Origin of the sequence: Pseudomonas aphyarum, assembly GCF_028657055.1 — a bacterium.
Classification (GTDB): domain Bacteria; phylum Pseudomonadota; class Gammaproteobacteria; order Pseudomonadales; family Pseudomonadaceae; genus Aquipseudomonas; species Aquipseudomonas aphyarum.
Genome location: NZ_JAMDGS010000013.1, coordinates 245,880 through 271,816 on the forward strand (window position 1 = coordinate 245,880; position 25,937 = coordinate 271,816).

33 protein-coding genes are annotated in these 25,937 nt (G+C 58.3%); 8 read left to right on the forward strand and 25 right to left on the reverse strand.

Going from position 1 to position 25,937, the window contains the following annotated elements; genetic code table 11:
* Positions 1 to 159: 159 nt before the first annotated feature.
* A complete protein-coding gene (locus M5G18_RS20425; protein ID WP_273897649.1) occupies positions 160 to 1,713 on the reverse strand; it encodes a hypothetical protein in 1,554 nt (517 codons plus the stop codon).
* A 114-nt stretch (positions 1,714 to 1,827) separates the two neighbouring features.
* Positions 1,828 to 2,823 (reverse strand): GlxA family transcriptional regulator, encoded by a 996-nt coding sequence (locus tag M5G18_RS20430; protein WP_273897646.1) that lies wholly within the window; start codon positions 2,821 to 2,823, stop codon positions 1,828 to 1,830.
* Between the two features lie 101 nt (positions 2,824 to 2,924).
* Between M5G18_RS20430 and M5G18_RS20435 the strand changes: the two genes are divergently transcribed.
* The 7 genes from M5G18_RS20435 to M5G18_RS20465 all read left to right on the forward strand — a co-directional run bounded on the left by M5G18_RS20435 (position 2,925) and on the right by M5G18_RS20465 (position 8,099).
* On the forward strand, positions 2,925 to 3,479 hold the full coding sequence (locus M5G18_RS20435) for a cysteine hydrolase family protein (protein WP_273897645.1): 555 nt from the start codon (positions 2,925 to 2,927) through the stop codon (positions 3,477 to 3,479).
* Positions 3,480 to 3,631: 152 nt separating this feature from the next.
* Positions 3,632 to 4,300 (forward strand): YjfI family protein, encoded by a 669-nt coding sequence (locus M5G18_RS20440; protein ID WP_273897644.1) that lies wholly within the window; start codon positions 3,632 to 3,634, stop codon positions 4,298 to 4,300.
* A 17-nt stretch (positions 4,301 to 4,317) separates the two neighbouring features.
* On the forward strand, positions 4,318 to 5,016 hold the full coding sequence (locus tag M5G18_RS20445; RefSeq protein WP_103385518.1) for a PspA/IM30 family protein: 699 nt from the start codon (positions 4,318 to 4,320) through the stop codon (positions 5,014 to 5,016).
* Positions 5,017 to 5,139: 123 nt separating this feature from the next.
* On the forward strand, positions 5,140 to 5,790 hold the full coding sequence (locus tag M5G18_RS20450; protein ID WP_011336162.1) for a DUF2491 family protein: 651 nt from the start codon (positions 5,140 to 5,142) through the stop codon (positions 5,788 to 5,790).
* A gap of 13 nt (positions 5,791 to 5,803) precedes the next feature.
* Positions 5,804 to 6,229 carry a DUF350 domain-containing protein gene (locus M5G18_RS20455; RefSeq protein WP_007955627.1) on the forward strand — a complete coding sequence of 142 codons (426 nt, stop codon included), beginning with the start codon at positions 5,804 to 5,806 and terminating at the stop codon, positions 6,227 to 6,229.
* Between the two features lie 17 nt (positions 6,230 to 6,246).
* Complete coding sequence (locus M5G18_RS20460; protein ID WP_273897642.1) at positions 6,247 to 6,939, forward strand: DUF1190 domain-containing protein; 693 nt, start codon at positions 6,247 to 6,249, stop codon at positions 6,937 to 6,939.
* A gap of 2 nt (positions 6,940 to 6,941) precedes the next feature.
* The gene (locus M5G18_RS20465; protein WP_273897641.1) at positions 6,942 to 8,099 is read left to right on the forward strand and encodes a glutathionylspermidine synthase family protein; all 1,158 of its coding nucleotides are present in this window, start codon (positions 6,942 to 6,944) and stop codon (positions 8,097 to 8,099) included.
* Between the two features lie 69 nt (positions 8,100 to 8,168).
* Here M5G18_RS20465 and M5G18_RS20470 read toward each other — a convergent pair whose 3' ends face one another.
* From M5G18_RS20470 to M5G18_RS20480, 3 genes are all read right to left on the reverse strand, one after another.
* Positions 8,169 to 9,374 (reverse strand): acyltransferase family protein, encoded by a 1,206-nt coding sequence (locus tag M5G18_RS20470; protein WP_273897640.1) that lies wholly within the window; start codon positions 9,372 to 9,374, stop codon positions 8,169 to 8,171.
* Positions 9,375 to 9,639: 265 nt separating this feature from the next.
* Positions 9,640 to 10,158 carry a single-stranded DNA-binding protein gene (locus tag M5G18_RS20475; protein WP_007966163.1) on the reverse strand — a complete coding sequence of 173 codons (519 nt, stop codon included), beginning with the start codon at positions 10,156 to 10,158 and terminating at the stop codon, positions 9,640 to 9,642.
* Between the two features lie 9 nt (positions 10,159 to 10,167).
* Complete coding sequence (locus tag M5G18_RS20480) at positions 10,168 to 11,565, reverse strand: MFS transporter (protein WP_007955631.1); 1,398 nt, start codon at positions 11,563 to 11,565, stop codon at positions 10,168 to 10,170.
* A 191-nt stretch (positions 11,566 to 11,756) separates the two neighbouring features.
* Here M5G18_RS20480 and uvrA point away from each other — a divergent pair, with 191 nt between their 5' ends.
* Positions 11,757 to 14,591 (forward strand): excinuclease ABC subunit UvrA, encoded by a 2,835-nt coding sequence (uvrA, locus tag M5G18_RS20485; protein WP_273897638.1) that lies wholly within the window; start codon positions 11,757 to 11,759, stop codon positions 14,589 to 14,591.
* A gap of 65 nt (positions 14,592 to 14,656) precedes the next feature.
* On the opposite strand, the gene bfr is transcribed toward uvrA, so the two are convergent.
* The 20 genes from bfr to rpsQ all read right to left on the reverse strand — a co-directional run bounded on the left by bfr (position 14,657) and on the right by rpsQ (position 25,935).
* Positions 14,657 to 15,124: a bacterioferritin gene (gene bfr, locus M5G18_RS20490; RefSeq protein WP_007955633.1), complete on the reverse strand. Its 468-nt coding sequence runs from the start codon at positions 15,122 to 15,124 to the stop codon at positions 14,657 to 14,659.
* Positions 15,125 to 15,273: 149 nt separating this feature from the next.
* Entirely contained in the window at positions 15,274 to 16,728 is a 1,455-nt protein-coding gene (locus M5G18_RS20495; RefSeq protein ID WP_273897637.1) for a catalase, read from the reverse strand.
* A gap of 238 nt (positions 16,729 to 16,966) precedes the next feature.
* Complete coding sequence (gene rplQ, locus M5G18_RS20500) at positions 16,967 to 17,353, reverse strand: 50S ribosomal protein L17 (RefSeq protein ID WP_007955635.1); 387 nt, start codon at positions 17,351 to 17,353, stop codon at positions 16,967 to 16,969.
* A 42-nt stretch (positions 17,354 to 17,395) separates the two neighbouring features.
* Entirely contained in the window at positions 17,396 to 18,397 is a 1,002-nt protein-coding gene (locus M5G18_RS20505; protein WP_003186012.1) for a DNA-directed RNA polymerase subunit alpha, read from the reverse strand.
* A gap of 22 nt (positions 18,398 to 18,419) precedes the next feature.
* On the reverse strand, positions 18,420 to 19,040 hold the full coding sequence (gene rpsD, locus M5G18_RS20510) for a 30S ribosomal protein S4 (protein WP_003176404.1): 621 nt from the start codon (positions 19,038 to 19,040) through the stop codon (positions 18,420 to 18,422).
* Between the two features lie 18 nt (positions 19,041 to 19,058).
* Positions 19,059 to 19,448: a 30S ribosomal protein S11 gene (gene rpsK / locus M5G18_RS20515; RefSeq protein WP_002555466.1), complete on the reverse strand. Its 390-nt coding sequence runs from the start codon at positions 19,446 to 19,448 to the stop codon at positions 19,059 to 19,061.
* A gap of 30 nt (positions 19,449 to 19,478) precedes the next feature.
* Positions 19,479 to 19,835 (reverse strand): 30S ribosomal protein S13, encoded by a 357-nt coding sequence (gene rpsM, locus M5G18_RS20520; RefSeq protein WP_009045849.1) that lies wholly within the window; start codon positions 19,833 to 19,835, stop codon positions 19,479 to 19,481.
* A gap of 130 nt (positions 19,836 to 19,965) precedes the next feature.
* Entirely contained in the window at positions 19,966 to 20,082 is a 117-nt protein-coding gene (gene rpmJ / locus M5G18_RS20525) for a 50S ribosomal protein L36 (RefSeq protein ID WP_002555468.1), read from the reverse strand.
* A 27-nt stretch (positions 20,083 to 20,109) separates the two neighbouring features.
* A complete protein-coding gene (gene secY, locus M5G18_RS20530) occupies positions 20,110 to 21,438 on the reverse strand; it encodes a preprotein translocase subunit SecY (protein ID WP_003228718.1) in 1,329 nt (442 codons plus the stop codon).
* Positions 21,439 to 21,876: a 50S ribosomal protein L15 gene (gene rplO / locus M5G18_RS20535; protein WP_003228720.1), complete on the reverse strand. Its 438-nt coding sequence runs from the start codon at positions 21,874 to 21,876 to the stop codon at positions 21,439 to 21,441.
* Positions 21,877 to 21,879: 3 nt separating this feature from the next.
* Entirely contained in the window at positions 21,880 to 22,056 is a 177-nt protein-coding gene (rpmD, locus tag M5G18_RS20540; RefSeq protein WP_003176408.1) for a 50S ribosomal protein L30, read from the reverse strand.
* A gap of 2 nt (positions 22,057 to 22,058) precedes the next feature.
* On the reverse strand, positions 22,059 to 22,559 hold the full coding sequence (gene rpsE / locus M5G18_RS20545) for a 30S ribosomal protein S5 (RefSeq protein WP_007955637.1): 501 nt from the start codon (positions 22,557 to 22,559) through the stop codon (positions 22,059 to 22,061).
* A gap of 3 nt (positions 22,560 to 22,562) precedes the next feature.
* Positions 22,563 to 22,913, reverse strand: coding sequence for a 50S ribosomal protein L18 (rplR, locus tag M5G18_RS20550; protein ID WP_003186037.1), 351 nt, complete (start codon positions 22,911 to 22,913; stop codon positions 22,563 to 22,565).
* Between the two features lie 10 nt (positions 22,914 to 22,923).
* Complete coding sequence (gene rplF / locus M5G18_RS20555; RefSeq protein ID WP_003176412.1) at positions 22,924 to 23,457, reverse strand: 50S ribosomal protein L6; 534 nt, start codon at positions 23,455 to 23,457, stop codon at positions 22,924 to 22,926.
* Between the two features lie 12 nt (positions 23,458 to 23,469).
* Entirely contained in the window at positions 23,470 to 23,862 is a 393-nt protein-coding gene (gene rpsH, locus M5G18_RS20560; RefSeq protein WP_007918458.1) for a 30S ribosomal protein S8, read from the reverse strand.
* A 209-nt stretch (positions 23,863 to 24,071) separates the two neighbouring features.
* Positions 24,072 to 24,377: a 30S ribosomal protein S14 gene (gene rpsN, locus M5G18_RS20565; protein WP_007955639.1), complete on the reverse strand. Its 306-nt coding sequence runs from the start codon at positions 24,375 to 24,377 to the stop codon at positions 24,072 to 24,074.
* A gap of 13 nt (positions 24,378 to 24,390) precedes the next feature.
* Positions 24,391 to 24,930 carry a 50S ribosomal protein L5 gene (gene rplE / locus M5G18_RS20570; protein WP_003210069.1) on the reverse strand — a complete coding sequence of 180 codons (540 nt, stop codon included), beginning with the start codon at positions 24,928 to 24,930 and terminating at the stop codon, positions 24,391 to 24,393.
* 20 nt (positions 24,931 to 24,950) lie between these two features.
* Positions 24,951 to 25,265, reverse strand: a complete 315-nt coding sequence (gene rplX / locus M5G18_RS20575; RefSeq protein WP_003186046.1) for a 50S ribosomal protein L24 — start codon at positions 25,263 to 25,265, stop codon at positions 24,951 to 24,953.
* Between the two features lie 11 nt (positions 25,266 to 25,276).
* Positions 25,277 to 25,645, reverse strand: a complete 369-nt coding sequence (gene rplN / locus M5G18_RS20580; protein ID WP_002555479.1) for a 50S ribosomal protein L14 — start codon at positions 25,643 to 25,645, stop codon at positions 25,277 to 25,279.
* Between the two features lie 23 nt (positions 25,646 to 25,668).
* A complete protein-coding gene (gene rpsQ, locus M5G18_RS20585) occupies positions 25,669 to 25,935 on the reverse strand; it encodes a 30S ribosomal protein S17 (protein WP_003194644.1) in 267 nt (88 codons plus the stop codon).
* Between the last annotated feature and the right edge of the window lie 2 nt (positions 25,936 to 25,937).

Genomic DNA, 25,937 nt, shown 5'->3' on the forward strand with positions numbered 1-25,937 from the left:
ACGGCCTGATGGATGTAGGGAGAAAGATTGCAGAGATCAGGCCAGCCAGTGCCTCAGACAAATTCGCGCCAAATCAGCTCGTTACCTTTGCAGTAGTGGCATCTCGCCTGTCTCATTCTGCACGACGTGTTCATCGCGCACGGCATTTTGCATGATTGCTCACGGTGTCGGTTTCGCTGCTGCCTTGGCCGCAGCGGCCTTCGCGGCGGCAGCGGCATCGGCGGCCGCCTTGGTGGCCGCCGGATCCTCCACCTTATAGCGGATGCGCTGAACCTGATTGCCAAGGTCGGATCCGTACACTGCAACCATCTCGTAATTGCCCGCAACCAGTGCCTTGCCACCGACGGTGTAGCAGGTATTGTTCGGCGTGGACTTCGCCTTGTTCCGGTCGATATCCGCAACTGCGAGTGCCTGCGGAACGCCTTTATTGGCGAGTTGATAAAACTTGGCGTCGATGGTTTTCACCGTGGCCGGATGGCTCAGGCAATACTCGGTGGTTGTGATGGTGGGCGCGAATTCGCCTTCGGCATTGACGGGTGATACAAATGACAATGTCGCCTGACTTTGCAACTCTTTGGCACGTGCAGCATTGAGCGCATCCTGGGCCAATTTGAAATCAGGGCTTTCCAGTCCGCTTATCGCACCTTTCTTACTCAGGCTCTGGATGGCATCTTCGGCAGTGGCCAGCAGACGACGTGTCTCCCATAGGGACGCATCGCCCCCCTTGACCACGGAGAAGCTCAGCCAGGTCTTATCGGTAAAGACGTTGCCCGAAGCATCGACCACTTGTTGATTGCGTTGCTTGATCTTGTCCAGCTCAATAGGGCTCAAGGCTTTTTGATCCGGAGTGTCGGTCAGGCCCCGACGCAAGGCCACTGGCACGAGCAACGCGGCATCCCCAAGCCAGGCGACAGGATTGAACGACCTGCCATCATGAGTCAGATAGCCGAAGCAGTTGCCCAGAGAACAACGTTCGCGATTGATCAGCACGTAATTGCCAGGCGACAGCGGGATGAAACTGCCTTGCTGACCGACCTGACCTGTATCACCGACCAGATCGAATTCGATCTGCATGACCACATCATCCTTGTTCAGGCTCAACAAGCTCTTGGCTACCTCCTTGGCGAACTTGATTTCCGCCGCGGTCACGGGATCAGCCAATGAAAGGGTCTGGCTGGCCGAGGTGATGAAATCGAGAAACGCCGCCGAGTTCTCGTTTTCACCCTGGTCATATTCCAGAACAGTCAGGCGTACATTGATGTGGTCGGACTCGAGCTTCTTAGGCCCGTACAGGAGCTTGTTGAGAAATGGCGTACCTGACCGGTCCGCCACGCCCAGGTAAGGTCCGAGGACCTTGCTGACCGTATCGGTCTTGGTTCCGGAGCTCACTTCCGTGAACTCGGCGACGATCACCACTTCATTGACACCGTCGAAATCGCGCAGGTATTTGAAATAGCCGTCGGTGAGATAAATGGAAAACACATCCTGGGACGCAAGACTGCCCTTGGCCGCTTTTTTGATTGCCGTCTCTTGCGAATTGGGGTCGTAGACATTGACCAGTTGCCGGGCCGCCGAGCGGTCGGCACCCGTTACCGTCTGCGCTCTATAAAGGTGAGCCGTACCGGTCGGCACCGCGCATCCGGCGATAGTTGCAATGCATGCAGCAAACAGCGCTGCCGACCTGTACGCCTTGGCATATTTGAAGACCGGCATGATTTTCGTCCTTGAGTGCGACTGGGGGGCATTGACCGTAAGATCAATTGGCCAGTATCAGCCTAGTTCATGGTCGCCAGCCGTCAACAAAGCCAGGAACAGCTTCCACAGGAATCAACGGGAGATGTGGGGCGGGGTCAGATTGCCGAATCGCGTCCGGTATTCACTCGGCGCCAGCCCGGTGATTTTCCTGAACGTCGCGCGAAAGGCCCCGGGGTCCTGATAGCCCACCGTCCACGCAATATGGTCGATGGTGCCGTTGGTGAACTCGAGCATTTCCCGGGCCTTGCCGACCCGCAGGTGCTGGCAGTATTCGGTGGGTTTCAGACCGGTCGCTGCACGGAAACGACGCAGGAAAGTACGTTCTTCGAGGCCCGCGCGTTCGGCCATCGCCGTCAGCGAGACATCGGTCGCGCCATTGCCTTGCAGCCAGTGCTGAACCTTGAGAATTGCCGCGTCGCCGTGATTGAGGATCGGGGCGAAATTGCTTCCGCAGGCACTGGCGCTGTCGCTGTGTTCCACCACCAGGAACCGCGCGGTTGCGCTGGCAATACTCGGCCCGAGCAGACGATCGACCAGCCGCAATCCCAGCTCCGACCAGGCCATCAAACCGGCCGTGGTGATCAGGTCGCCGTCATCGACAATCGGCGTGTCGGCCTTGAGTTTGATGTGGGGATACCGTTCGGCGAACGCCTTGGCCGACGTCCAGTGCGTGGTGGCGCTGCGACCGTCGAGCAGACCGCTTTCAGCCAGCAGCATAGAACCCACGCATACACCGCCGAGGGTGGCGCCACGGGCGTGTTGCTCGCGCAGCCAGTGAATCAGCCCGGCGGGCACCTGGGCTGCCGAAAAACCACCAATGGACGGCGGAATCACGACCGCGACCAGACCGGCGTCGGTGCCGGGATCGCTGTCGTGGTCCCGCACCGGTGGCTGATCACCCTCGACCTGCCAATGGCTGACGCGCAAGCGCGGCAGCTGCGCACTCTGGTGCTCGGCAGCGACCCGGTTGGCCACCGCGAACAGGTCGGTCAACCCATGCACCGCCGCCAGCTGCGCGCCGGGATAGATCAGCACACCCAGTTCGACGACTGCAGGTTTCGCGTCCATTGTCAGTTTTCCCCTGTGTATTGTCGGTGCGGCCAATCCTCGAAAACGTGGCCAGCGCCAATACTGAGCCCACACCCAACGTTCACTTCGAGGACACACCCATGGCCAAGCAAGCGCTCATCGTAGTCGATATCCAGAACGACTACTTCCCCCAAGGCAAGTGGCCGCTGGCCGGTGCCGACGCTGCCGCCGACAACGCCGCCCGGCTGATCGCGGCGTTCCGCGAGACCGGTGATTCGGTGGTACACATCCGCCACGAATTCACCTCGCCCGAGGCACCGTTTTTCACTCCGGGCTCCGAGGGCGCGAAGCTGCATCCGAAAGTGCTCAACCGCGCCGACGAGCCGGTGGTGCTCAAGCACTTCGTCAACTCGTTCCGCGAAACCGAGCTGCAATCGATCCTCGACGAACAGGGCATCAAGGAGCTGGTGGTGGTCGGCAGCATGAGCCACATGTGCGTCGACGGCATCACCCGTGCGGCGGCAGATCTGGGCTACACAGTCACGGTGATTCACGATGCCTGCGCCAGCCGCGATCTGGAATTCAACGGCCTGACCGTGCCGGCCGCCCACGTGCATGCGGCGTTCATGTCGGCGCTGGGGTTTGCCTACGCCAGCGTGGTGTCCACCGACGAGTTCCTCGCCGCCAGCCACTGAGCCCTGCTCGGGCACACCTGGAAAACCTGCGCCCGCCTCGTTGCGGGCGTTTTTTCGCGTGTCATGAAAATCTCACGCGTGAGCCATTGATGGCACTTTGAATTGGTTGTAGTGTGGCTCACGCGTGAGATGTTCATAACGGAGTCATCGCCATGAAAAGCCGCTCCCCCGCCACAAAGTCAGAGAGCCCAAAGGGAGTGCGCTCGACACCGTCCGCGAAAAAACCGTCGAGCTTTTATATGAAGCAGATGCGCGCGGGCCTGGCTGCCGCCGGTTATGTGAAACACGAAACTTGGGTACTTCCGGAAAACCGAAGCTTGCTCAAGCAAATGGAGCAACAGCTACGCCAACCGATTCTGGCTGGCTCTTTCATGTCGGAGAATTACATGAGCGCAGGCAACAACTGGAACATCGATAGCCTCTACAACGCCATCAAGGCGCTGGACGAGGTGGCTTCGCAAGAGATCACGCTGTCTCTGATCCAGAGCTCCGAACCCAGCCTCAAGCTGGAGATGAACGAATTCGGTGGTCTGCCGATTCACATCGCCCTCGCCGGTCAGCAGATCATCGTCGACACCGTGCTGGTGGACATCGATTCGATCACCGACGTGCGCGCCTTCAACGACGCCGTACTGCGTAGCCGGGAAATGTTCCCGCTGTCGTCGATCGGCATCGAGACCATGCCCAATGGCCAGACCGTCTACAACATGTTCGGTGCACTGAGTGCCGATTCGAGCCTGACCAACGTGGTCACCGAGGTGAAAACCCTGGTCGATAACGTGCAGCGCGCCAGCGAAGCCTTCGAACACTTCTTCAAGTAATCAACAGGGAATATCCAATGACTCAGTCCATCTGGAGCAAGTTGTTCACCGCGCTGCGCGGCGGCGCCAACGAAGTCGGCGAAGCGATCGCCGACCAACAGGCCCTGCGCATCCTCGATCAGGAAATCCGTGACGCCGACAGCGCGCTGTCCAACGCCCGTCGCGAACTGGTCACCATCATGGCCAAGCACAAACTCTCCGCCGACCGCGTGAGCGAGTACGAAGCCAAGATCAGGGACCTGGAAGCCAAGGCCGTTTCCGCCCTGAACGCCGGCCGTGAAGACCTGGCGCTGGAAGTGGCCGAAGCGATCTCGACCCTGACCAACGACCTGGGCGTCGAGAAGAAGCAGAGCGACGAGTTCGGCACCTACGCCGACAACATGCGCAAGGACATCAACAAGGCCGAAGCGCGGATCAAGAGCCTGCGCCAGCAAGTGGACATGGCCAAGGCCCGTGAAAGCGTGCAGAAGGCTCAGGTCAGTGCTTCGATCGCCAGCGGCGGCGCCAACGGCAAGCTGGAAACCGCTGTCGGTACTCTGAACCGTCTGCAAGCCAAGCAACAGCAACGCGCTGCCGAGCTGAGCGCTGCCGACGAGCTGGCCGATGCGTCGACCGGCAACGACCTGGATCGCAAGCTGCGCGAAGCCGGCATCACGCCGAACGAAGGCAGCGCCAACGCCATCCTCGAGCGCCTGAAGCAGAAGTCCGCCCAGTAACGGCGGCGAGAAAAAAGAAGGGCACCGGGTGCCCTTCTTTTTTGCCTGCTCGTTCGCCACGAGGCCGGTACACTAGCGGCGTTTTGCCAACGAATATCTCCACCCGCTTCAAGGAATGTACCCATGGGATGGTTCAAAGATTTGCTCGGCACCAGCAACTGGCAGTCGGCCGCGCCGGCGTCAGAGTCTGCCGGCGGCCCGCTCGGACTGGCGCAGGGCAAGGCGATCCGCTTCGATACGACCCTCGGCCTGTTGCTCGACGGCAGCACTTCGGTGCGGGTTCCCGATGCCCAGGCCATCTGGAGCGCCGGCTGGATCGACCTCGGTCAGTCGAACAAACTGCATCGCTACTATCTGAACGACGAAGAGTTCTGGGTACAGATCCATGTCACGGGCGACGACCAGATCGAGTCGGTGACGCTGTTCAATTACGTGAGCTATGTGACGGTCAACAGTGACGCCGAACTGCAGCGCCTGGCCGGCCCGAACAGTCAGATCGGCCTGCCGACCTATCGCCACGAAGGTGTCGAATACACCCGTGAATGGGGCACCGAACGCGGCCAGACCGAACTGGTGCCGCTCACCGAACAGGTGATCAACCCGGACGAGTCCTACACCATCAATCATCACTCGATGCTTTACGCCCGGGAGACCGGCCTGACCGATCGCCGCGAGCTCTTGCTGTTCTCCGTCGAACAGGACGAAGAAGGCACCGTCAGCCTGAGCACCTCGCTGGGCATCTCGCTGTACACCACCGATTTGAGCACCATTTAAAAGGAAGTTTTCCATGCTGGAAGCGTTGTCCATTTCCCTGAACAAAGCCGCGCTGGTCGGTTTCGTTGCCTACCTGATCGGCGCCGTGCTGCTGTTCATGCTGTTTCAGTTCGTCTACACCCGCGTCACGCCGCACAAGGAATTCGAGCTGATCCGTTCCGGCAACGTCGCTGCCGCCATTGCCCTGTCTGGCGCGATCATCGGCTTCGCGATTCCAGCCAGCAACGTGATCGCTCACTCAATCAACGTTCTCGACTTCGTCCTCTGGGCGGTGATCGCGGCCGTGGTGCAATTGCTGGCCTTCCTGGCGACCGGGCTGGTGCTCAAGGGCACGTCCCAGCGCATCGCCAACGGTGAAATCGCCGCGGGCATCTATGTGGCGGCGGTGGCGATCAGCGTCGGCATGCTCAACGCCGCGTGCATGACCCCGTCCTACTGATCGGCAGGAAGCCTGAGATGAAACGAAGCAAGTACGTTCAACTGTCGCTGGCCGCCTCGGTGGCCCTGGCGATTTCCGGTGAAGTGGCCGCCCAGGAACAGCAACGTAACTTCCAGAGCGTCGAACAATGCGTCGACGCCGAAGTGGCGCCGGATGTCTGCTCGAACGCCTACGTCGCCGCCCTGGCCGAACACCGACGGATCTCCCCGGCCTACGACGACAAGGCTGCCTGCGACGCGGACTTTGCCGCTGACTGGTGTCAGAAAAATTCCGCCGGCCGTTTCGTGCCGAAACTCGGTGGCTTCAAGGTGCCGCAGGACGGTGAGCCGGCGCAGAACCTCGATGCGATCGCCAATGCGCAGATGCCGGCCGGTGATGCGGCTGCCGTGCAAAGCAATCAGACCAGCACTTCGCACTCGTCCAGCGGTGCAGGCAACGGCTGGCTCACCGGATGGCTGATCGGCAATGCCATGAGCAACAACCGCGCGAACGACTCGCGGTCGGTTTATCGCGAGCGCAATACCCGCCAGACCTACGACACCTCGACGCTGAACCGGCGGATCGAGTCTGCACCAAGCCGCAGCCAGCGGGACTACGACAGCGATTACCGCAAACCGGTCAACGTGGCGTCGTCCACTTCCCGTGGCGGTTTCGGCAGCCAGTCCAGCGCACGCAGCGGTTGGGGCGGCTGGGGCCGTTCGAGCAGCTGACCATGAAGAAGATCCACTGCGCCGAACGCCACGACTGGAAACAGACCGCCGAAAGCCTCGGTTTTCTGTTTCACACCATCGACGACGAGCCGTACTGGGACGAGCACGCCTATTACCAGTTCACGCTCGCGCAGATCGAAAACGATCTGGAGGATCCGACCACCGAGCTGCACGAGATGTGCATGGACCTGGTCGACCGCGTCGTGCACAGTGAAGAACTGCTGGATCGTCTGAGCATTCCGGCGCCGTACTACGACATGATCCGAACGTCCTGGCTGGAAGGTCATCCGCATCTGTACGGACGCATGGACTTCTCCTACAGCGGCAACGGCCCGGCGAAGCTGCTCGAACTCAACTACGACACGCCCACCAGTCTTTATGAAGCGGCGGCGTTTCAGTGGGGCTGGCTGGAGCAATGCATCGAGCGCGGGATGCTGCCGCGCCATGCCGACCAGTTCAACAGCATCGACACCCGGCTGCACGAAGCCTTTGCCCAACTGAAACTGAAGCGGCCGTTTTACTTCGCTTCGATGAAAGACTCGGTCGAAGACAAGGGCACCACGGATTACCTGCGGTTGATCGCGGAGAAGGTCGGCATCGAATCGCGGCACATCGACATCGAAGACATCGGCCTGAGCGCTGACGGTCGTTTCGTGGATCTCGAAGATCGCTGGATCCCGCACCTCTTCAAACTGCACGCCTGGGAATTCATCTTCCACGAGCCGTTCGGCGCGGCGATTGCCGAGTGCGACACGCAGTTTTTCGAACCGGCGTGGAAATCCATTCTCTCCAACAAGGGCGCCCTGCCCCTGCTATGGGAGTTGCACAAGGGCCACCCGAATCTGCTGGCCGCGCACCTCGACCCGAACCCGGGCAGTGCGGTGCCCAAGGGCTGGGTACGCAAACCGTACTTCTCCCGGGAAGGCGCCAACATCGAGTTGCAGACCGCCGAAGGTCTGATCGTCAAAGAGGATGGGCCCTACACCGATGCGCCCTTCATCCTGCAGGAATTTGCCCCGTTGCCGAAGTTTGACGACAGCTACACGTTGATCGGCTCGTGGGTAATTGCCGATCAGGCAGCGGGGATTGGTGTGCGGGAGGACAACAGTCTTATCACCAAGGATTCGAGCCGGTTTTTGCCGCATCTGATTCTTGACTGAGCCACCAGAACCGGCGGCAAAAAAACCGTAGCGTTGTGGCACTACGGTTTTTTTATGGGCGGGTGCTGATCAGGACAGTTCGGTCGAGCGCACCGGTACGTCTTTCGCAGGTGTTTCCTTGGCGGGCTCGGCGGTGACAATTCCGGCCATTCGCCGACGGGAGATTTCAGCACCCCGGCGCCGCAATGGCGTTTCGACGAACCGGTAGTTCAACTCACTGCACACGATCATGATCGCAAACGAGGTGAGCAACAGCTCCACGGTGAACGCTGCGCCCAGCTCGACGCCGCGCTCGTGGGCGACCCGGCTCCAGATCTCGGTGCTCAGGTGGTAGGCGAACATGTGGATCACGTACAGCGCATAGGAACGCGACCCCAGCCATTGAGCGAGCCCACTCAAGATCGCCGGGCAGTAGATGTAGCCCTTCTGGTAGCTGGAGAGCCAGACCAGAATCAGCGCATTCAGCGCCAGCAATCCGACAGCGATGGGCGTTGCGATCATCTGGCCGGCAATCGCCCCCAGCAGGTAAAGCAGGAACAACGTGATGCCCAGTCGCTTGAGCAAACTGCCACCGAGTGCGACCGGTTCAATCTCCTTGTACAAGGACGTGCGGGTGAACAGGCAGAGCAGAATGCCCCACATCATGGCGTCGAGGCGGAAAGAGAAGAGCATGCTCGCCGGCGGCGCGCCAAAGGCATTGCGATCGAGCGGAAACTGCACGGCGATCAGCGCGAGCAGCGTAATCACCCGCCAGCGGGTCGAGGTGATCAGCAGCAGGAACAGCGGGAAGATGAAGTAGAACTGCTCCTCCAGCGCCAGGCTCCAGTACACCGAATTCGGCCCCAGAATCACCCCGTACTGGTTCGCCAGGTTACCGGTGAACGTCGCAACGGCGGTGAAACTGCGCAGATTGTCGTACCACGACTGGAAGGCATTCGACTGGTTGAAAAAGATCGAGAACGCCAGCGGAATCAGCACCCACAGCCACGCGGTGGGCAGCAGGCGGTACGCCCGACGGATCCAGAATGAAGTGGCGGCGAGGCCGTAACGGTTCTGCTCGCGGTTTTTGTCGAAGTAATCGAGATAGGCCTTGCTGACGACATAGCCCGAAATGCAGAAGAACAGATCCACACCCGACCAGGGGGAATAGACGTTGAACAGTTTCTCCATGAAGGCGCCGTGGAACGGCAATAACAGCGCGCTATGGGCAAGGACCGTCATCAGGATGGCCACACCGCGCAGATACTCGATTTCCTTGTTCTTGCTACTGCTCATCGGTTTCTCTTGTTCTTGTGGGTGAACAGGCTGCCAACGCCGGGAAGCCTGCTTGCAAAAGAGCGGCGCAACGTCAGGCGCCGACGCCGATCATGGAGTGACCGGGCGCGGCCTTCAAGCCTTGGGACGAAACTTTACGGCCCTGATGATGGAGACCGAGCAGTCAGTTGATGAGCAGCAAAGACAAGTACTACCCCTCAGAAACGACGAAGCCCCCGCAATGCGGAGGCTTCGGATCTAAACCGGTCGCGGTTCAGCGCAACAATCAGAACGGGATATCGTCATCGAAGCTGTCGAAATCCGGAGCCGGTTGCGGTGCGGCCTGCTGTGGAGCCGGGGCCGGACGCTGCTGAGGTGCCGACTGCTGCGGACGCGGAGCCTGCTGGCGTGGCGCCTGCTGCTGATAGTTGTTGCCACCGCCTTGTTGGTCGCCCTGTTGTGGACGGCCGCCGAGCAGTTGCATGGTGCCTTGCATGTCGACCACGATTTCGGTGGTGTAACGCTTGATACCGTCTTTTTCCCACTCACGGGTCTGCAGCTTGCCTTCGATGTAAACCTGCGAACCCTTGCGCAGGTATTCGCCGGCGATTTCGGCAACCTTGCCGAACATCGATACACGGTGCCACTCGGTCTTCTCGACCTTTTGACCGGTCTGCTTGTCGGTCCACTGCTCGCTGGTCGCCAGACTCAGGTTGGTCACGGCGTTACCGTTGGGCAGGTAGCGTACTTCGGGATCCTGGCCGCAAGTACCGACCAGAATGACTTTGTTAACCCCACGGGCCATAACGTTCTCCTAGGCTTCGCACGCAGTCTGCGCCGGGTTGTTCACCAGGCGTTCGAGAGTGGTGCGATCCATTAATTCGGTGTCCAGTTTGATGTAGATCGCCGCTTCATCAGCGACTATCACTGCATCAGTTACCCCTACGAGGGCCTTGAGACGCTCGACCAGACCCGCTTCGCGGATCGCTTCGGGCGACAGCGGCAGGCGCAGGCTCGTCACGTAGGGAGGTTCGCGCATGGTAACAGCAAAGGCCAGCCAAAGTGCAGCCAGCCCGGCACATCCGAGGAACACAACCGACAGACCGCCATGCTGGAACATCCAGCCGCCGAGAATCCCGCCGAGTGCCGAACCGAGGAACTGACTGGTGGAGTACACGCCCATGGCCGTGCCCTTGCCACCTGCCGGTGAAACCTTGCTGATCAGCGACGGCAGCGATGCTTCCAGCAGATTGAACGCGGTGAAGAACACCACTGTCCCGATCACCAGAGCCCGCAGGCTGTCGCCGAACTGCCAGAAGAATAGCTCAGTGAGCATCAGCGTCATCACGGCGCCGAGCAAAACTCGTTTCATTTTGCGTTTCTTCTCGCCGTAGATAATGAACGGGATCATGGCGAAGAAAGAAATCAGCAGCGCGGTGAGGTAGACCCACCAGTGCTGCTCCTTGGGCAGACCGGCTTTTTCGACCAGCGCCAAGGGCAGTGCAACGAAGCTCGACATCAACATCGCATGTAACACAAAAATGCCCAGGTCCAGCCGCAACAGGTCCGGGTGCTTGAGCGTCGGCATCAACGCCTGACGCGCAACGCCGGACTCGCGATGACTCAGCGGCCCGGTGGATTTCGGCACCATGAACATCACGATCACGATCCCGACCAGTGCCATGCCACCGGTGGCGAGGAACAGGCCGGACAAGCCGAATGCACGGGTCAGCAGCGGGCCGACCACCATGGCCACGGCGAACGACAGGCCGATGGTCATGCCGATCATGGCCATTGCCTTGGTGCGGTGCTGTTCGCGGGTCAGGTCGGAGAGCAAGGCCATGACCGCCGCAGAAATAGCGCCGGCGCCCTGCAGGATCCGCCCGGCAATCACGCCCCAGATCGAATCGGCCTGGGCCGCCAGCACGCTGCCGAGGGCGAAGACGATCAGCCCCAGGTAAATCACCGGGCGCCGGCCGATGCGGTCGGAAATGATCCCGAACGGAATCTGGAAAATCGCTTGGGTCAGGCCGTAAGCGCCGATCGCCAGCCCGATCAGGGCCGGGGTCGCTCCCGCCAGATCCATGCCGTAGGTCGCCAGTACCGGCAACACCATGAACATGCCAAGCATACGGAAGGCGAACACCAGGGCCAGACCGCTCGCCGCGCGGGTCTCGCTGCCACTCATGCGTTCGCTGTGGGGATCGTGCATGGAAAAACCTCGTGTGAACCGGCGGCGATTCTACCAGTCCCATCGAGAGACGGGGTATATCGCGACGCTTTGACGCGTACAGATGAAACTCTCTTCATGTAAGGCAAAAAACCCTTCACTTGATAGTGTGCATCCATCCAGTATTTGGCCGTATACTCCTGTGTTTTCGACGCCCGCCGAGCGAGGCCATTTTGGACAAGATCCTGATTCGTGGGGCCCGCACCCACAACCTGAAGAACATCGACCTGACCCTGCCACGGGACAAACTGATCGTCATCACCGGCCTGTCCGGATCCGGCAAGTCGTCCCTGGCCTTCGACACGCTGTACGCCGAAGGTCAGCGCCGCTATGTCGAATCCCTGTCGGCCTATGCCCGGCAGTTCCTGTCGATGATGGAAAAACCCGACGTCGACACCATCGAAGGCCTGTCGCCGGCGATCTCCATCGAACAGAAGTCGACCTCGCACAACCCGCGCTCCACGGTCGGCACCATCACCGAAATCTACGACTACCTGCGTCTGCTGTATGCACGCGTCGGTACGCCGCGTTGCCCGGATCACGACATCCCGCTGGAAGCGCAGACCGTCAGCCAGATGGTCGACCTGGTGCTGGCCCAGCCGGAAGGCAGCAAGCTGATGCTGCTGGCGCCAGTGATTCGCGAGCGCAAGGGAGAGCACCTGTCGGTGTTCGAAGAACTGCGCGCCCAAGGCTTCGTCCGGGCCCGGGTCAACGGCCGACTCTGCGAGCTGGACGAGTTGCCGAAACTGGATAAACAGAAGAAGCACACGATTGAAGTCGTGGTCGACCGCTTCAAGGTTCGTGCGGACCTGCAGCAGCGTCTGGCCGAATCCTTCGAAACCGCGCTGAAGCTGGCCGACGGCATCGCGCTGGTGGCGCCGATGGACGACGAGCCGGGCGACGAGATGATCTTCTCCGCGCGCTTCGCCTGCCCGATCTGCGGCCACGCGATCAGCGAGCTGGAACCCAAGCTGTTTTCCTTCAACAACCCGGCCGGCGCCTGCCCGACCTGCGACGGTCTGGGCGTGAAGCAGTTCTTCGACATCAAGCGACTGGTCAACGGTGAACTCACGCTGGCCGAAGGTGCGATACGCGGCTGGGACCGGCGCAACGTCTATTACTTCCAGATGCTCGGCTCACTGGCCGCGCATTACGGTTTCAGTCTGGAGCAGCCGTTCAACGAATTGCCGTCCGATCAACAGAAGTACATCCTGCACGGCAGCGGCTCGCAGAACGTCGACTTCAAATACCTCAACGACCGGGGCGACATCGTCAAGCGCTCGCACCCGTTCGAAGGCATCGTACCGAACCTCGAGCGTCGCTACCGCGAAACCGAATCGGCGAGCGTGCGCGAAGAACTGGCGAAGTTCCTCAGCACTCAGTCGTGCCCGGATTGCCGTGGTACCCGCCTGCGTCGCGAAGCGCGGCACGTGTGGGTTGGCGAGAAAACCCTGCCGGCGGTGACCAACCTGCCGATCGGCGACGCCTGCGATTACTTCGGCGCGCTGAAGATGACCGGCCGCCGTGGCGAAATCGCCGACAAGATTCTCAAGGAAATCCGCGAGCGCCTGCAATTCCTGGTCAATGTCGGTCTCGACTATCTGTCGCTGGATCGCAGTGCCGACACGCTATCTGGCGGCGAGGCACAGCGGATTCGTCTGGCCAGCCAGATCGGCGCGGGCCTTGTGGGTGTTCTCTATATCCTTGATGAACCGTCCATTGGTCTGCACCAGCGCGACAACGATCGCCTGCTTGGCACCCTCAAGCACCTGCGCGACATCGGCAACACGGTCATCGTGGTAGAGCATGACGAAGACGCGATCCGCCTGGCCGACTACGTAGTGGATATCGGCCCGGGCGCCGGGGTTCACGGCGGGCAGATCGTCGCCGAAGGAACGCCGGACGAAGTCATGGCGCACCCGGACTCGCTGACCGGTAAATACCTGTCGGGCCGGGTGAAGATCGAAGTGCCGGCCAAACGCACACCGCGCAACAAGAAGCAGGTGCTGTCGCTCAAGGGCGCGCGGGGCAACAACCTGCGCAACGTCGACCTGGAAATCCCGATCGGCCTGCTGACCTGCGTGACCGGCGTTTCCGGCTCCGGCAAATCGACGCTGATCAACAACACGCTGTTCCCGCTGAGCGCCACGGCACTCAATGGCGCGACCACCCTGGAAGCGGCAGCCCACGACAGCATCAAGGGCCTGGAGCATCTGGACAAGGTCGTCGACATCGACCAGAGCCCGATCGGCCGTACGCCGCGCTCCAACCCGGCGACCTATACCGGGCTGTTCACGCCGATCCGCGAACTGTTCGCCGGCGTGCCCGAGTCCCGCTCCCGTGGTTACGGCCCGGGGCGTTTCTCGTTCAACGTCAAGGGCGGTCGTTGCGAAGCCTGCCAGGGCGACGGTCTGATCAAGGTGGAAATGCACTTCCTGCCGGACATCTACGTCCCGTGCGACGTGTGCAAGAGCAAGCGCTACAACCGCGAAACCCTGGAGATCAAATACAAGGGCAAGAGCATCCACGAAACCCTCGAAATGACCATCGAGGAAGCGCGAGTGTTCTTCGACGCGGTGCCGGCGCTGGCGCGCAAGCTGCAAACGCTGATGGATGTGGGCCTGTCCTACATCAAGCTCGGGCAATCGGCGACCACGCTGTCCGGTGGTGAAGCACAGCGGGTCAAACTGTCCCGCGAGCTGTCCAAGCGTGATACCGGCAAGACCCTTTACATCCTCGACGAGCCGACCACCGGTCTGCACTTCGCGGACATTCAGCAACTGCTCGACGTACTGCATCGCCTGCGCGACCACGGCAACACCGTGGTGGTGATCGAGCACAACCTCGACGTGATCAAGACCGCCGACTGGCTGGTGGATCTCGGCCCCGAGGGTGGTTCGAAAGGTGGCCAGATCATCGCCACCGGTACGCCGGAGGAGGTGGCCGAGATGAAGCAATCTCACACCGGTCATTACCTCAAGCCGCTGCTGATCCGCGATCGGGCCTGATCGCCGGGCATGAAAAAGCCCCTGTCACTTCGTCAGTGACAGGGGCTTTTTTGTATCGGCTGCAATCAGGACGCGTGGGACTGCAGGTAGTTCTGGATACCGATCAGCTTGATCAGGCCCAACTGCTTTTCGAGCCAGTAGGTGTGATCTTCTTCGGTGTCGTGCAGTTGAAGCTTGAGGATATCGCGGCTTACATAGTCGCCATTCTTTTCACACAGCTCGATGCCTTTGCACAGTGCAGCACGAACCTTGTACTCAAGGCGCAGATCCGCTTCGAGCATGGTCTCAACCGTGGTACCGACATCCAGGTCATCCGGGCGCATGCGCGGAGTGCCTTCGAGCATCAGAATCCGGCGCATCAACGCATCGGCGTGACCGGCCTCTTCTTCCATCTCGTGGTTGATTCGTTCGTAGAGCTTGGTGAATCCCCAGTCCTCATACATCCGCGAGTGAACGAAATATTGGTCACGCGCGGCCAGTTCGCCGGTCAGCAACGTGTTGAGGTAATCGATAACGTCTGGGTGGCCTTGCATCGCCCTACATCTCCCTGCTTGAAAGTCTGTAGTTTGAACCAACCTGACTGGAAGGTCACTCACTTCGCGCAATAAAAGCGAAGATATTCTGAGAAAAGCAGCCTAAATAACGCAAAAACCGCCCGAATGAGGGCGGTTCTGCTTCTCGTTTAGACTTCGTTAAGCTGTACGTTGAGCAGCTTTGCGATTGCTTCTCCGTACGCCGGGTCGGCCTTGTGGAAATGCTGCAACTGACGGTCGACGACATCACTCGACACACCCGCCATCGCGCCGGCGATGTTGCTGACCAGCAACGCTTTCTGTTCGTCGCTCATCAAGCGGAACAGCGCACCAGCGTGACTGTAGTAGTCGGTGTCTTCGCGGTGATCGTAGCGATCAGCCGCGCCACTCAACGCCAGCGCAGGCTCGGCATAGTGCGGCGCTTGTTTCGGCGACTCTACATAGCTGTTCGGCTCATAGTTAGGCGCTGCACCACCATTGCTGCCAAAAGCCATCGAACCATCACGCTGGTAAGTATTCACCTGGCTGCGCGGGGCGTTCACTGGCAGTTGCTGGTGGTTGGTGCCTACACGGTAGCGGTGGGCATCAGCGTATGCGAAGACACGACCTTGCAGCATGCGATCCGGTGACAGACCTACGCCAGGCACCATGTTGCTTGGACCGAACGCAGCTTGCTCGACTTCGGCAAAATAGTTGAGCGGATTACGATTCAGTTCCAGTTCACCCACTTCGATCAGTGGAAACTCCTTCTGCGACCAGGTTTTGGTCACGTCGAACGGGTTCTCGTAGTGAGCAGCAGCCTGGCCCTCGGTCATGATCTGGATGCACACACTCCATTTCGGGAAGTCACCACGCTCGATGGCTTCGAACAGATCGCGCTGGGCGTAATCGGGATCTGTGCCCGCCAGACGTGCCGCGTCTGCCGGCGCAAGGTTCTTGATCCCTTGCTTGGTCTTGTAGTGCCACTTCACCCAGTGACGCTCGCCTTGAGCGCTGATCAGGCTGTAGGTGTGGCTGCCGAAGCCGTGCATGTGGCGATAGCCGTCCGGAATGCCGCGATCGGAGAACAGGATCGTCACCTGGTGCGCCGCTTCAGGCGAATGCGACCAGAAGTCCCACATCATCTGCGCGCTTTTCAGGTTGCTTTGCGGCAGGCGTTTCTGGGTGTGGATAAAGTCAGGAAACTTCAGCGGATCGCGAATGAAGAACACCGGCGTGTTGTTGCCGACGATGTCCCAGTTGCCTTCTTCGGTGTAGAACTTGAGGGCGAAGCCACGCGGATCGCGCTCGGTGTCGGCCGAGCCCCGCTCGCCACCGACCGTGGAGAAACGCAGGAAGGTCGGCGTCTGTTTGCCGACAGCAGAGAACAGCTTGGCGCTGGTGTACTGCGTGATGTCGCGAGTGACCGTGAAAGTGCCGTATGCGCCCGAACCTTTGGCGTGTACACGACGCTCAGGAATGTTTTCCCGGTTGAAGTGAGCAAGCTTCTCGATCAGGTGGAAATCATCGAGCAGCAACGGGCCACGAGGGCCGGCGGAGCGAGAGTTCTGGTTATCAGCGACAGGTGCGCCACTGGCGGTCGTAAGCGTCTTGTTCTGGCTCATGCGATCTTCATCCTCTATCGGTCTTGAACTGCCGGCTAATCGGCTTGTTGGGGAGTATCGATCATCAATATGACAGCCACAAATTCATTAACTTGTGGTCATCAATAGAGAAAAACTAACATTGAATCCCCGCACATAGTGCAGACCCAAACAGGGTAGAAGCTTGTACGAACCGCGCATTTCCTACAGGCACAAAAAACCGGGCACTAGGCCCGGTTCCTTGTTTCAGACTGATGTCTTACTCAGCGGATACAGCTTCACCGCCGACAGCACGATCAACCAGTTCGACGTACGCCATAGGCGCGTTGTCGCCAGCGCGGAAACCGCACTTGAGGATGCGCAGGTAGCCACCCTCACGGGTAGCGTAACGCTTGCCCAGGTCGTTGAAGAGCTTACCAACGATAGCTTTCGAACGAGTACGGTCGAAAGCCAGACGACGGTTAGCAACGCTGTCTGTCTTGGCCAGAGTGATCAGCGGCTCGGCAACGCGGCGCAGTTCTTTGGCTTTTGGCAGAGTAGTTTTGATCAGCTCGTGCTCGAACAGCGACACCGCCATGTTCTGGAACATGGCCTTGCGGTGCGAGCTGGTGCGGCTCAGGTGACGCCCACTTTTACGATGACGCATGGTTCATTCCTTACCAAACACTACGTTCGGTGATTACGACGATCAGGCAGTCGCCTTGTCGTCCTTCTTAAGACTTGCAGGCGGCCAGTTGTCGAGGCGCATGCCGAGGGACAGACCGCGGGAGGCCAGAACGTCCTTGATTTCAGTCAAGGATTTCTTGCCCAGGTTCGGAGTCTTCAACAGCTCTACTTCGGTACGCTGAATCAGGTCGCCGATGTAGTAGATGTTTTCCGCCTTAAGGCAGTTAGCCGAACGTACAGTCAGTTCCAGATCGTCAACCGGGCGAAGCAGGATCGGATCGATCTCGTCTTCCTGCTCGACAACCACTGGCTCACTGTCACCTTTGAGGTCGACGAACGCAGCCAACTGCTGTTGCAGAATGGTTGCAGCGCGGCGGATAGCCTCTTCAGGATCCAGAGTACCGTTGGTTTCCAGATCAATAACCAGCTTGTCCAGGTTGGTACGCTGCTCGACACGGGCGTTTTCCACCACGTATGCGATACGGCGAACCGGGCTGAACGAAGAGTCAAGCTGCAAGCGACCGATGCTGCGGCTTTCGTCTTCATCGCTCTGACGCGAGTCTGCTGGTTCATAACCACGACCACGAGCTACGGTGAGCTTCATGTTCAGGGCGCCGTTAGACGCCAGGTTAGCGATTACGTGATCGGGATTAACGATCTCGACATCATGATCCAGCTGAATATCGGCAGCGGTAACCACCCCCGAACCCTTCTTCGACAAGGTCAGCGTAACTTCGTCACGACCGTGCAGCTTGATGGCCAGACCTTTAAGGTTCAACAGGATTTCAATTACGTCTTCCTGTACACCTTCGATGGCGCTGTACTCGTGGAGCACACCGTCAATCTCGGCCTCGACTACTGCGCAGCCGGGCATTGAGGACAACAGGATGCGGCGCAGCGCGTTGCCCAGGGTGTGGCCAAAACCACGCTCGAGAGGCTCGAGAGTGATCTTGGCGCGGGTTGGACTGACAACCTGCACATCAATGTGGCGGGGTGTCAGGAACTCATTTACCGAAATCTGCATGGATGCACCTATTTTCTAGCCCTTACTTGGAGTAGAGCTCGACAATCAGGCTTTCGTTGATGTCGGCGGACAGATCACTGCGAGCAGGAACGTTCTTGAAAACGCCCGACTTCTTCTCAGTGTCTACTTCTACCCATTCTACGCGGCCACGTTGGGCACACAGATCGAGAGCTTGGACAATGCGAAGTTGGTTTTTTGCTTTCTCGCGAACAGCAACCACGTCACCAGCACGAACCTGGTAGGACGGAACGTTTACGGTCTGACCGTTAACGCTGATCGACTTGTGCGATACCAGCTGGCGGGATTCGGCACGAGTCGAACCAAAGCCCATACGGTATACAACGTTGTCCAGACGGCATTCGAGCAGTTGCAGCAGGTTTTCACCGGTTGCACCTTTCTTGCCAGCAGCTTCTTTGTAGTAGCCGCTGAACTGACGCTCGAGAACGCCGTAGATACGACGGACCTTCTGCTTTTCACGCAGTTGGGTGCCGTAGTCGGACTGGCGACCGCGGCGTTGGCCGTGGATACCAGGTGCTGCTTCAATGTTGCACTTCGATTCGATCGCGCGCACGCCGCTCTTCAGGAAGAGATCGGTGCCTTCGCGACGAGCGAGTTTGCATTTTGGACCAATGTAACGAGCCATTCTTTACAATCTCCTGGATTACACGCGGCGCTTCTTCGGCGGACGGCACCCGTTGTGCGGGATTGGCGTCACGTCGGTGATGCTGGCGATCTTGTAGCCACAGCCGTTCAAAGCGCGGACTGCGGATTCACGACCTGGACCTGGACCCTTGACGTTCACGTCGAGGTTTTTCAGGCCGTATTCCAGCGCAGCTTGACCAGCACGCTCAGCAGCTACTTGAGCAGCGAACGGGGTGGACTTGCGGGAACCGCGGAAACCCGAACCACCGGAGGTAGCCCAGGAAAGAGCGTTACCTTGACGGTCGGTGATGGTCACGATGGTGTTGTTAAAAGAAGCATGGATGTGGGCGATGCCATCAACCACTGTCTTTTTAACTTTTTTACGAGGACGAGCAGCAGGTTTTGCCATGATTAAATTCCTGTCGATTCGCTGGGGCGATTACTTGCGGATCGGCTTACGCGGACCTTTACGGGTACGCGCGTTGGTCTTGGTACGCTGACCGCGTACTGGCAGACCACGACGATGACGCAGACCGCGATAGCAACCGAGGTCCATCAAGCGCTTGATTTTCATGTTGATTTCGCGACGCAGGTCACCTTCAGTGGTGAACTTCGCCACTTCGCCACGCAGCTGTTCAATCTGCTCGTCGCTCAGATCCTTGATCTTTGCGGCTGGGTTTACCCCAGTCTCTGCACAGATCTTCTGTGCAGTAGTGCGACCAACACCATAGATGTAGGTCAGCGAGATAACAGTATGCTTGTTATCTGGAATGTTAACGCCTGCAATACGGGCCATTCAGTGGGACTCCAATTGACAGCTACCTACGCCCCGGAAGCCAAGAAATAGGGCGCGAGATAATATCGCTGTAATAACAAATAATCAACCCGGTAGCGCACTAGCTACCGGGCTTGAAGCACAATCACACTCAGCCTTGGCGCTGTTTGTGACGCGGTTCCGCGCTGCAAATTACTCGAACAACACCTTCGCGGCGAATAATCTTGCAGTTACGGCACAGCTTTTTCACCGATGCACGAACTTTCATCACCAACTCCTCGAACCTTATGGGTACTCAGCGCAACATGCCGCTGCCGTAACCCTTCAGGTTGGCTTTCTTCATCAGGGATTCGTACTGGTGCGAAACGAGGTGCGATTGTACTTGGGACATGAAGTCCATCACAACCACGACCACGATCAGCAACGAGGTCCCGCCAAGGTAGAACGGAACGTTTGCTGCAACCACCAGGAACTGGGGCAACAAGCACACGGCCGTCATGTAAAGAGCACCGAACATGGTCAAGCGAGTCAAAACGCCATCAATATAGCGTGCGGACTGCTCACCTGGACGGATGCCCGGAATAAAGGCACCGGACTTCTTCAGGTTTTCCGCTACGTCTTTCGGATTGAACATCAACGCCGTATAGAAGAAGCAGAAGAAAATAATCCCTGCACTAAACAGCAGAATATTCAACGGCTGACCAGGAGCGATCGACTGCGAGATGTCCTGCAACCAGCCCATACCTTCAGACTGACCGAACCAGGCACCCAACGAAGCCGGGAACAGCAAAATGCTGCTCGCGAAAATAGCCGGAATAACACCGGCCATGTTCACCTTCAGCGGCAAGTGGCTTGTCTGCGCAGCAAAAACCTTGCGGCCCTGCTGACGCTTGGCGTAGTGAACAGCGATACGACGCTGACCACGCTCAATGAACACCACGAAACCGATAATCGCTACTGCCAGCAAACCGATGGCAACCAAAGCGAAGATGTTGATATCGCCCTGACGCGCAGACTCGAAAGACTGCCCGATTGCTCTCGGAAGACCGGCGACGATACCCGAAAAAATCAACATCGAGATACCGTTGCCTACACCACGCTCAGTAATCTGCTCACCCAGCCACATCATGAACATCGCGCCAGCCACAAACGTGGAGACCGCGACGAAATGGAAGCCAAAGTCACCAGTGAACGCAACGCCCTGCCCCGCCAGACCAATGGACATGCCAATGGCCTGAACGAGAGCGAGAACGACGGTGCCGTAGCGGGTGTACTGGCTGATCTTGCGACGGCCAGCTTCACCTTCCTTCTTCAACTGCTCCAGCTGCGGGCTGACGGCGGTCATCAGCTGCATGATGATCGATGCCGAAATGTACGGCATGATCCCCAACGCAAAGATGCTCATCCGCTCCAGCGCGCCGCCGGAAAACATGTTGAACAAGCTAAGAATGGTCCCCTCATTCTGTCGAAACAGGTCTGCGAGTCGGTCCGGGTTGATACCTGGAACCGGGATGTGTGCGCCTATTCGGTAGACGATAATCGCCAGGAACAGAAAACGCAGACGAGCCCAAAGTTCAGACATACCGCCTTTGCCGAGCGCAGAGAGAGCACCTTGCTTAGCCATTTATTCCTCGAACTTGCCGCCAGCTGCTTCGATAGCCGCACGCGCACCTTTGGTGGCGCCGATTCCCTTGCCGATAGTGACAGCGCGAGTCACTTCACCGGACAGCATGATTTTCACACGCTGTACGTTGACGTTGATCACGTTGGCATCTTTCAGGGACTGCACGGTGACGATGTCGCCTTCCACTTTAGCCAGCTCGGACAGACGCACTTCTGCGCGGTCCATGGCTTTCAGGGAAACGAAACCGAACTTCGGCAGGCGACGATGCAGCGGCTGTTGACCGCCTTCAAAGCCTGGAGCAATGGTGCCACCGGAGCGGGAAGTCTGACCTTTGTGACCACGGCCACCAGTCTTACCCAAACCACTACCGATACCACGGCCCGGACGATGCTTTTCGCGACGGGAACCCGGCGCTGGACTCAGATCATTGAGTTTCATCGATTAACCCTCGACACGCAGCATGTAGTAAGCCTTGTTGATCATCCCGCGATTCTCGGGAGTATCCTGGACTTCTACAGTGTGACCGATGCGACGCAGACCCAGACCCTTAACGCACAGTTTGTGGTTAGGGATGCGGCCGGTCATGCTTTTGATCAGCGTAACTTTAACGGTAGCCATGATTACTTGATCTCCTCAACACGCAGGCCACGTTTGGCTGCAATGGATTCAGGAGACTGCATAGCCTTCAGACCCTTGAAAGTGGCGTGAACCACGTTTACAGGGTTAGTCGAGCCGTAGCACTTGGCCAGAACGTTCTGAACGCCAGCAACTTCGAGGACAGCACGCATAGCGCCGCCAGCGATGATACCGGTACCTTCAGAAGCAGGCTGCATGTACACCTTCGAAGCGCCATGGGCGGACTTCATTGCGTACTGCAGAGTGGTGCCGTTCAGATCAACCTGGATCATGTTGCGGCGAGCAGCTTCCATTGCCTTCTGGATCGCAGCAGGCACTTCACGCGACTTGCCACGGCCGAAGCCAACACGCCCTTTACCATCACCAACCACGGTCAACGCGGTGAAAGTGAAGATACGGCCGCCTTTAACGGTTTTGGCTACGCGGTTAACTTGAACCAGCTTCTCAATGTAGCCTTCGTCGCGCTTTTGGTCGTTATTTGACATAACTTAGAACTCCAGCCCAGCTTCACGAGCAGCATCAGCCAGCGCTTTCACGCGGCCGTGGTACTTGAAGCCAGAGCGGTCGAAAGCCACTTGCGAGACGCCAGCGGCCTTAGCACGCGTAGCGACCAGCTGGCCAACCTTAGTGGCCGCGTCAATGTTGCCAGTGGCACCATCACGCAGTTCTTTATCCAAAGTCGAGGCGCTTGCCAGGACTTTGTTGCCGTCGGCCGAGATGACCTGGGCGTAGATGTGCTGCGACGAGCGGAACACGCAGAGACGCACGACTTCGAGTTCGTGCATTTTCAGGCGTGCTTTGCGAGCGCGACGCAGTCGAGTAACTTTTTTGTCGGTCATTTGCTATGCCCTACTTCTTCTTGGCTTCTTTACGACGGACGACTTCGTCCGCGTAGCGCACACCTTTGCCTTTGTACGGCTCTGGTGGACGGAAGTCGCGGATCTCAGCGGCCACTTGACCTACCAGCTGCTTGTCGATGCCCTTGATCAGGATATCGGTCTGGCTAGGGGTCTCAGCGGTGATGCCTTCCGGCAGTTCGTAATCCACTGGGTGCGAGAAGCCAAGGGCCAGGTTCAAAACCGTGCCTTTTGCTTGCGCCTTGTAACCAACACCGACCAGCTGGAGCTTACGCTCGAAGCCTTGGCTTACGCCTTGGACCATGTTGTTTACCAACGCACGCGTGGTACCGGCCATTGCGCGAGTTTGTTGATCGCCATTGCGAGCAGCGAAACGCAGCTCACCAGCTTCTTCAACGATCTCAACGGACGAATGGATGTTCAGTTCAAGAGTACCCTTGGCACCCTTCACCGAAAGCTGTTGGCCTGCGAATTTTACTTCGACACCGGCTGGCAGCTTAACGGGGTTCTTAGCGACGCGAGACATGCTTATCCCCCCTTAGAACACAGTGCAAAGAACTTCGCCGCCGACACCGGCAGCGCGCGCAGCACGATCCGTCATCACACCTTTGTTGGTGGAGACGATAGACACGCCAAGACCGCCACGAACTTTCGGCAGATCTTCAACGGACTTGTACTGACGCAGGCCTGGACGACTAACGCGCTTCACTTCCTCGATGACCGGACGGCCTTCGAAGTACTTCAGCTCGATGGACAGCGACGGCTTAGCGTCGGTGGTGATCTGAAAATCCGCGATGTAACCTTCGTCCTTCAGGACTTTAGCTACAGCCACCTTCAACGTGGAAGACGGCATGCTTACGACAGACTTTTCAGCCATCTGGGCATTACGGATTCGAGTTAGCATGTCCGCTAACGGGTCCTGCATACTCATGGGCTAGACGCTCCTAATACAGAAAAATTAGCCTTGCGGCTACTACTTGTCGCCGAGAAATTCCGGGCATAAAAAACACGGGCTCAGGCGAGCCGGTCATTCTAGACATACCCCAGAAATGAATCAAGCCCCAAAAGGGGCTTGATTCAAGTTCAAGGCCACCGATGGTCAGGTTCTTGCGAAACCGACCATCAAGGCTTTGACAGCAATTACCAGCTGGCTTTAACCAGACCTGGTACGTCACCACGCATTGCCGCTTCACGCAGTTTGTTACGGCCAAGGCCGAACTTGCGGTAAACGCCGTGCGGACGACCAGTCAGGCGGCAACGGTTACGCATGCGCGAAGCGCTTGCGTCACGTGGTTGCTTCTGCAGAGCTACGGTAGCTTCCCAACGCGCTTCTGGACTTGCGTTCAGATCAACGATGATAGCTTTCAGCGCTGCACGCTTGACGGCGTACTTGGCAACGGTGAGCTGACGCTTCAGCTCACGGTTTTTCATGCTCTTCTTGGCCATTTTCCTACTCCAATCAGTTGCGGAACGGGAATTTGAAAGCACGCAGCAGAGCGCGGCCTTCATCATCGTTCTTGGCAGTGGTGGTCAGGGTAATGTCCAGACCGCGGAGAGCATCGATCTTGTCGTAGTCGATTTCCGGGAAAATGATCTGCTCTTTCACGCCCATGCTGTAGTTGCCACGACCATCGAAGGACTTGGCATTCAGGCCGCGGAAGTCGCGAACCCGAGGCAGGGAGATCGACAGCAGACGATCCAGGAACTCGTACATACGCTCACGGCGCAGGGTCACTTTGACGCCGATCGGCCAACCTTCACGGACTTTAAAGCCAGCGATGGATTTGCGAGCGTAGGTCACAACGACTTTCTGGCCGGTGATCTTTTCCAGGTCAGCAACAGCGTGCTCGATGACTTTTTTGTCGCCGATCGCTTCGCCCAGACCCATGTTCAGGGTGATTTTGGTAACGCGCGGAACTTCCATCACGTTCGAAAGCTTAAGTTCTTCCTTAAGTTTCGGAGCGATTTCCTTCCGGTAAATCTCTTTTAGTCGTGCCATGGTCTTCTACCTAGCAGTGTTCAAGCATCAACCGCTTTTTGGGTCGACTTGAAGACACGAATTTTCTTACCGTCTTCTACTTTGAAACCAACGCGGTCAGCCTTGTTGGTTTCGCCGTTGAAGATGGCGACGTTGGAAGCGTGCAGTGGCGCTTCTTTCTCGACGATACCGCCCTGTACGCCCGACATCGGGTTAGGCTTGGTATGACGCTTGACCAGGTTCAGACCACCAACAACCAGACGGTTGTCAGCAAGAACCTTCAGCACCTTACCGCGCTTACCTTTGTCTTTGCCGGCGATCACGATGATCTCGTCGTCACGACGAATCTTTTGCATGTCGGATCTCCTTACAGCACTTCTGGGGCGAGCGAGACGATCTTCATGAACTTCTCAGTACGAAGTTCACGGGTCACTGGCCCAAAGATACGGGTGCCGATCGGCTCTTGCTTGTTGTTCAGAAGAACAGCAGCGTTGCCATCAAAGCGGATAATGGAGCCATCAGCACGACGTACGCCGTGACGAGTGCGGACTACAACAGCAGTCATCACTTGGCCTTTTTTCACCTTACCGCGAGGAATTGCTTCCTTCACGGTAACTTTGATGATGTCACCGATACCAGCGTAACGACGATGGGAGCCACCCAGCACCTTGATGCACATAACGCGGCGAGCGCCGCTGTTATCGGCCACATCGAGCATGGATTGAGTCTGAATCATATAATTTCTCCGACCCCTAGCCCTTAGACTTCCACAGCGCGTTCGAGAACATCAACCAGCGCCCAAGACTTGGTCTTGGCCATCGGACGAGTTTCACGAATAGTGACTTTGTCGCCGATGTGGCACTGATTGGTTTCGTCGTGCGCGTGCAGCTTAGTCGAACGCTTAACGTATTTACCGTAGATCGGGTGCTTAACGCGACGCTCGATCAGAACGGTGATGGTTTTGTCCATCTTGTCGCTGACAACACGGCCAGTCAGCGTACGGACAGTTTTTTCGGCTTCAGCCATGA

Bases quoted from the DNA above. Each gene is read 5' to 3' on its own strand.
- rpsD (WP_003176404.1), bottom strand. From the start codon at position 19,040: ATGGCTCGTTACATTGGTCCAAAATGCAAACTCGCTCGTCGCGAAGGC.
- M5G18_RS20435 (WP_273897645.1), top strand. From the start codon at position 2,925: ATGGCCAAGCAAGCGCTCATCGTAGTCGATATCCAGAACGACTACTTC.
- rpsM (WP_009045849.1), bottom strand. From the start codon at position 19,835: ATGGCCCGTATTGCAGGCGTTAACATTCCAGATAACAAGCATACTGTT.
- M5G18_RS20450 (WP_011336162.1), top strand. From the start codon at position 5,140: ATGGGATGGTTCAAAGATTTGCTCGGCACCAGCAACTGGCAGTCGGCC.
- M5G18_RS20430 (WP_273897646.1), bottom strand. From the start codon at position 2,823: ATGGACGCGAAACCTGCAGTCGTCGAACTGGGTGTGCTGATCTATCCC.
- M5G18_RS20475 (WP_007966163.1), bottom strand. From the start codon at position 10,158: ATGGCCCGTGGGGTTAACAAAGTCATTCTGGTCGGTACTTGCGGCCAG.
- secY (WP_003228718.1), bottom strand. From the start codon at position 21,438: ATGGCTAAGCAAGGTGCTCTCTCTGCGCTCGGCAAAGGCGGTATGTCT.
- M5G18_RS20455 (WP_007955627.1), top strand. From the start codon at position 5,804: ATGCTGGAAGCGTTGTCCATTTCCCTGAACAAAGCCGCGCTGGTCGGT.
- rplQ (WP_007955635.1), bottom strand. From the start codon at position 17,353: ATGCGTCATCGTAAAAGTGGGCGTCACCTGAGCCGCACCAGCTCGCAC.
- rplF (WP_003176412.1), bottom strand. From the start codon at position 23,457: ATGTCTCGCGTCGCTAAGAACCCCGTTAAGCTGCCAGCCGGTGTCGAA.
- M5G18_RS20460 (WP_273897642.1), top strand. From the start codon at position 6,247: ATGAAACGAAGCAAGTACGTTCAACTGTCGCTGGCCGCCTCGGTGGCC.
- rpsH (WP_007918458.1), bottom strand. From the start codon at position 23,862: ATGAGTATGCAGGACCCGTTAGCGGACATGCTAACTCGAATCCGTAAT.
- M5G18_RS20480 (WP_007955631.1), bottom strand. From the start codon at position 11,565: ATGCACGATCCCCACAGCGAACGCATGAGTGGCAGCGAGACCCGCGCG.
- rplO (WP_003228720.1), bottom strand. From the start codon at position 21,876: ATGAAACTCAATGATCTGAGTCCAGCGCCGGGTTCCCGTCGCGAAAAG.
- M5G18_RS20445 (WP_103385518.1), top strand. From the start codon at position 4,318: ATGACTCAGTCCATCTGGAGCAAGTTGTTCACCGCGCTGCGCGGCGGC.
- bfr (WP_007955633.1), bottom strand. From the start codon at position 15,124: ATGCAAGGCCACCCAGACGTTATCGATTACCTCAACACGTTGCTGACC.
- rplN (WP_002555479.1), bottom strand. From the start codon at position 25,645: ATGATTCAGACTCAATCCATGCTCGATGTGGCCGATAACAGCGGCGCT.
- rpsN (WP_007955639.1), bottom strand. From the start codon at position 24,377: ATGGCCAAGAAGAGCATGAAAAACCGTGAGCTGAAGCGTCAGCTCACC.
- rplX (WP_003186046.1), bottom strand. From the start codon at position 25,265: ATGCAAAAGATTCGTCGTGACGACGAGATCATCGTGATCGCCGGCAAA.
- M5G18_RS20440 (WP_273897644.1), top strand. From the start codon at position 3,632: ATGAAAAGCCGCTCCCCCGCCACAAAGTCAGAGAGCCCAAAGGGAGTG.
- M5G18_RS20465 (WP_273897641.1), top strand. From the start codon at position 6,942: ATGAAGAAGATCCACTGCGCCGAACGCCACGACTGGAAACAGACCGCC.
- M5G18_RS20505 (WP_003186012.1), bottom strand. From the start codon at position 18,397: ATGCAGATTTCGGTAAATGAGTTCCTGACACCCCGCCACATTGATGTG.
- rpmJ (WP_002555468.1), bottom strand. From the start codon at position 20,082: ATGAAAGTTCGTGCATCGGTGAAAAAGCTGTGCCGTAACTGCAAGATT.
- rpsK (WP_002555466.1), bottom strand. From the start codon at position 19,448: ATGGCAAAACCTGCTGCTCGTCCTCGTAAAAAAGTTAAAAAGACAGTG.
- rpsQ (WP_003194644.1), bottom strand. From the start codon at position 25,935: ATGGCTGAAGCCGAAAAAACTGTCCGTACGCTGACTGGCCGTGTTGTC.
- M5G18_RS20495 (WP_273897637.1), bottom strand. From the start codon at position 16,728: ATGAGCCAGAACAAGACGCTTACGACCGCCAGTGGCGCACCTGTCGCT.
- M5G18_RS20470 (WP_273897640.1), bottom strand. From the start codon at position 9,374: ATGAGCAGTAGCAAGAACAAGGAAATCGAGTATCTGCGCGGTGTGGCC.
- rpmD (WP_003176408.1), bottom strand. From the start codon at position 22,056: ATGGCTACCGTTAAAGTTACGCTGATCAAAAGCATGACCGGCCGCATC.
- rplR (WP_003186037.1), bottom strand. From the start codon at position 22,913: ATGACCGACAAAAAAGTTACTCGACTGCGTCGCGCTCGCAAAGCACGC.
- rplE (WP_003210069.1), bottom strand. From the start codon at position 24,930: ATGGCACGACTAAAAGAGATTTACCGGAAGGAAATCGCTCCGAAACTT.
- M5G18_RS20425 (WP_273897649.1), bottom strand. From the start codon at position 1,713: ATGCCGGTCTTCAAATATGCCAAGGCGTACAGGTCGGCAGCGCTGTTT.
- rpsE (WP_007955637.1), bottom strand. From the start codon at position 22,559: ATGTCAAATAACGACCAAAAGCGCGACGAAGGCTACATTGAGAAGCTG.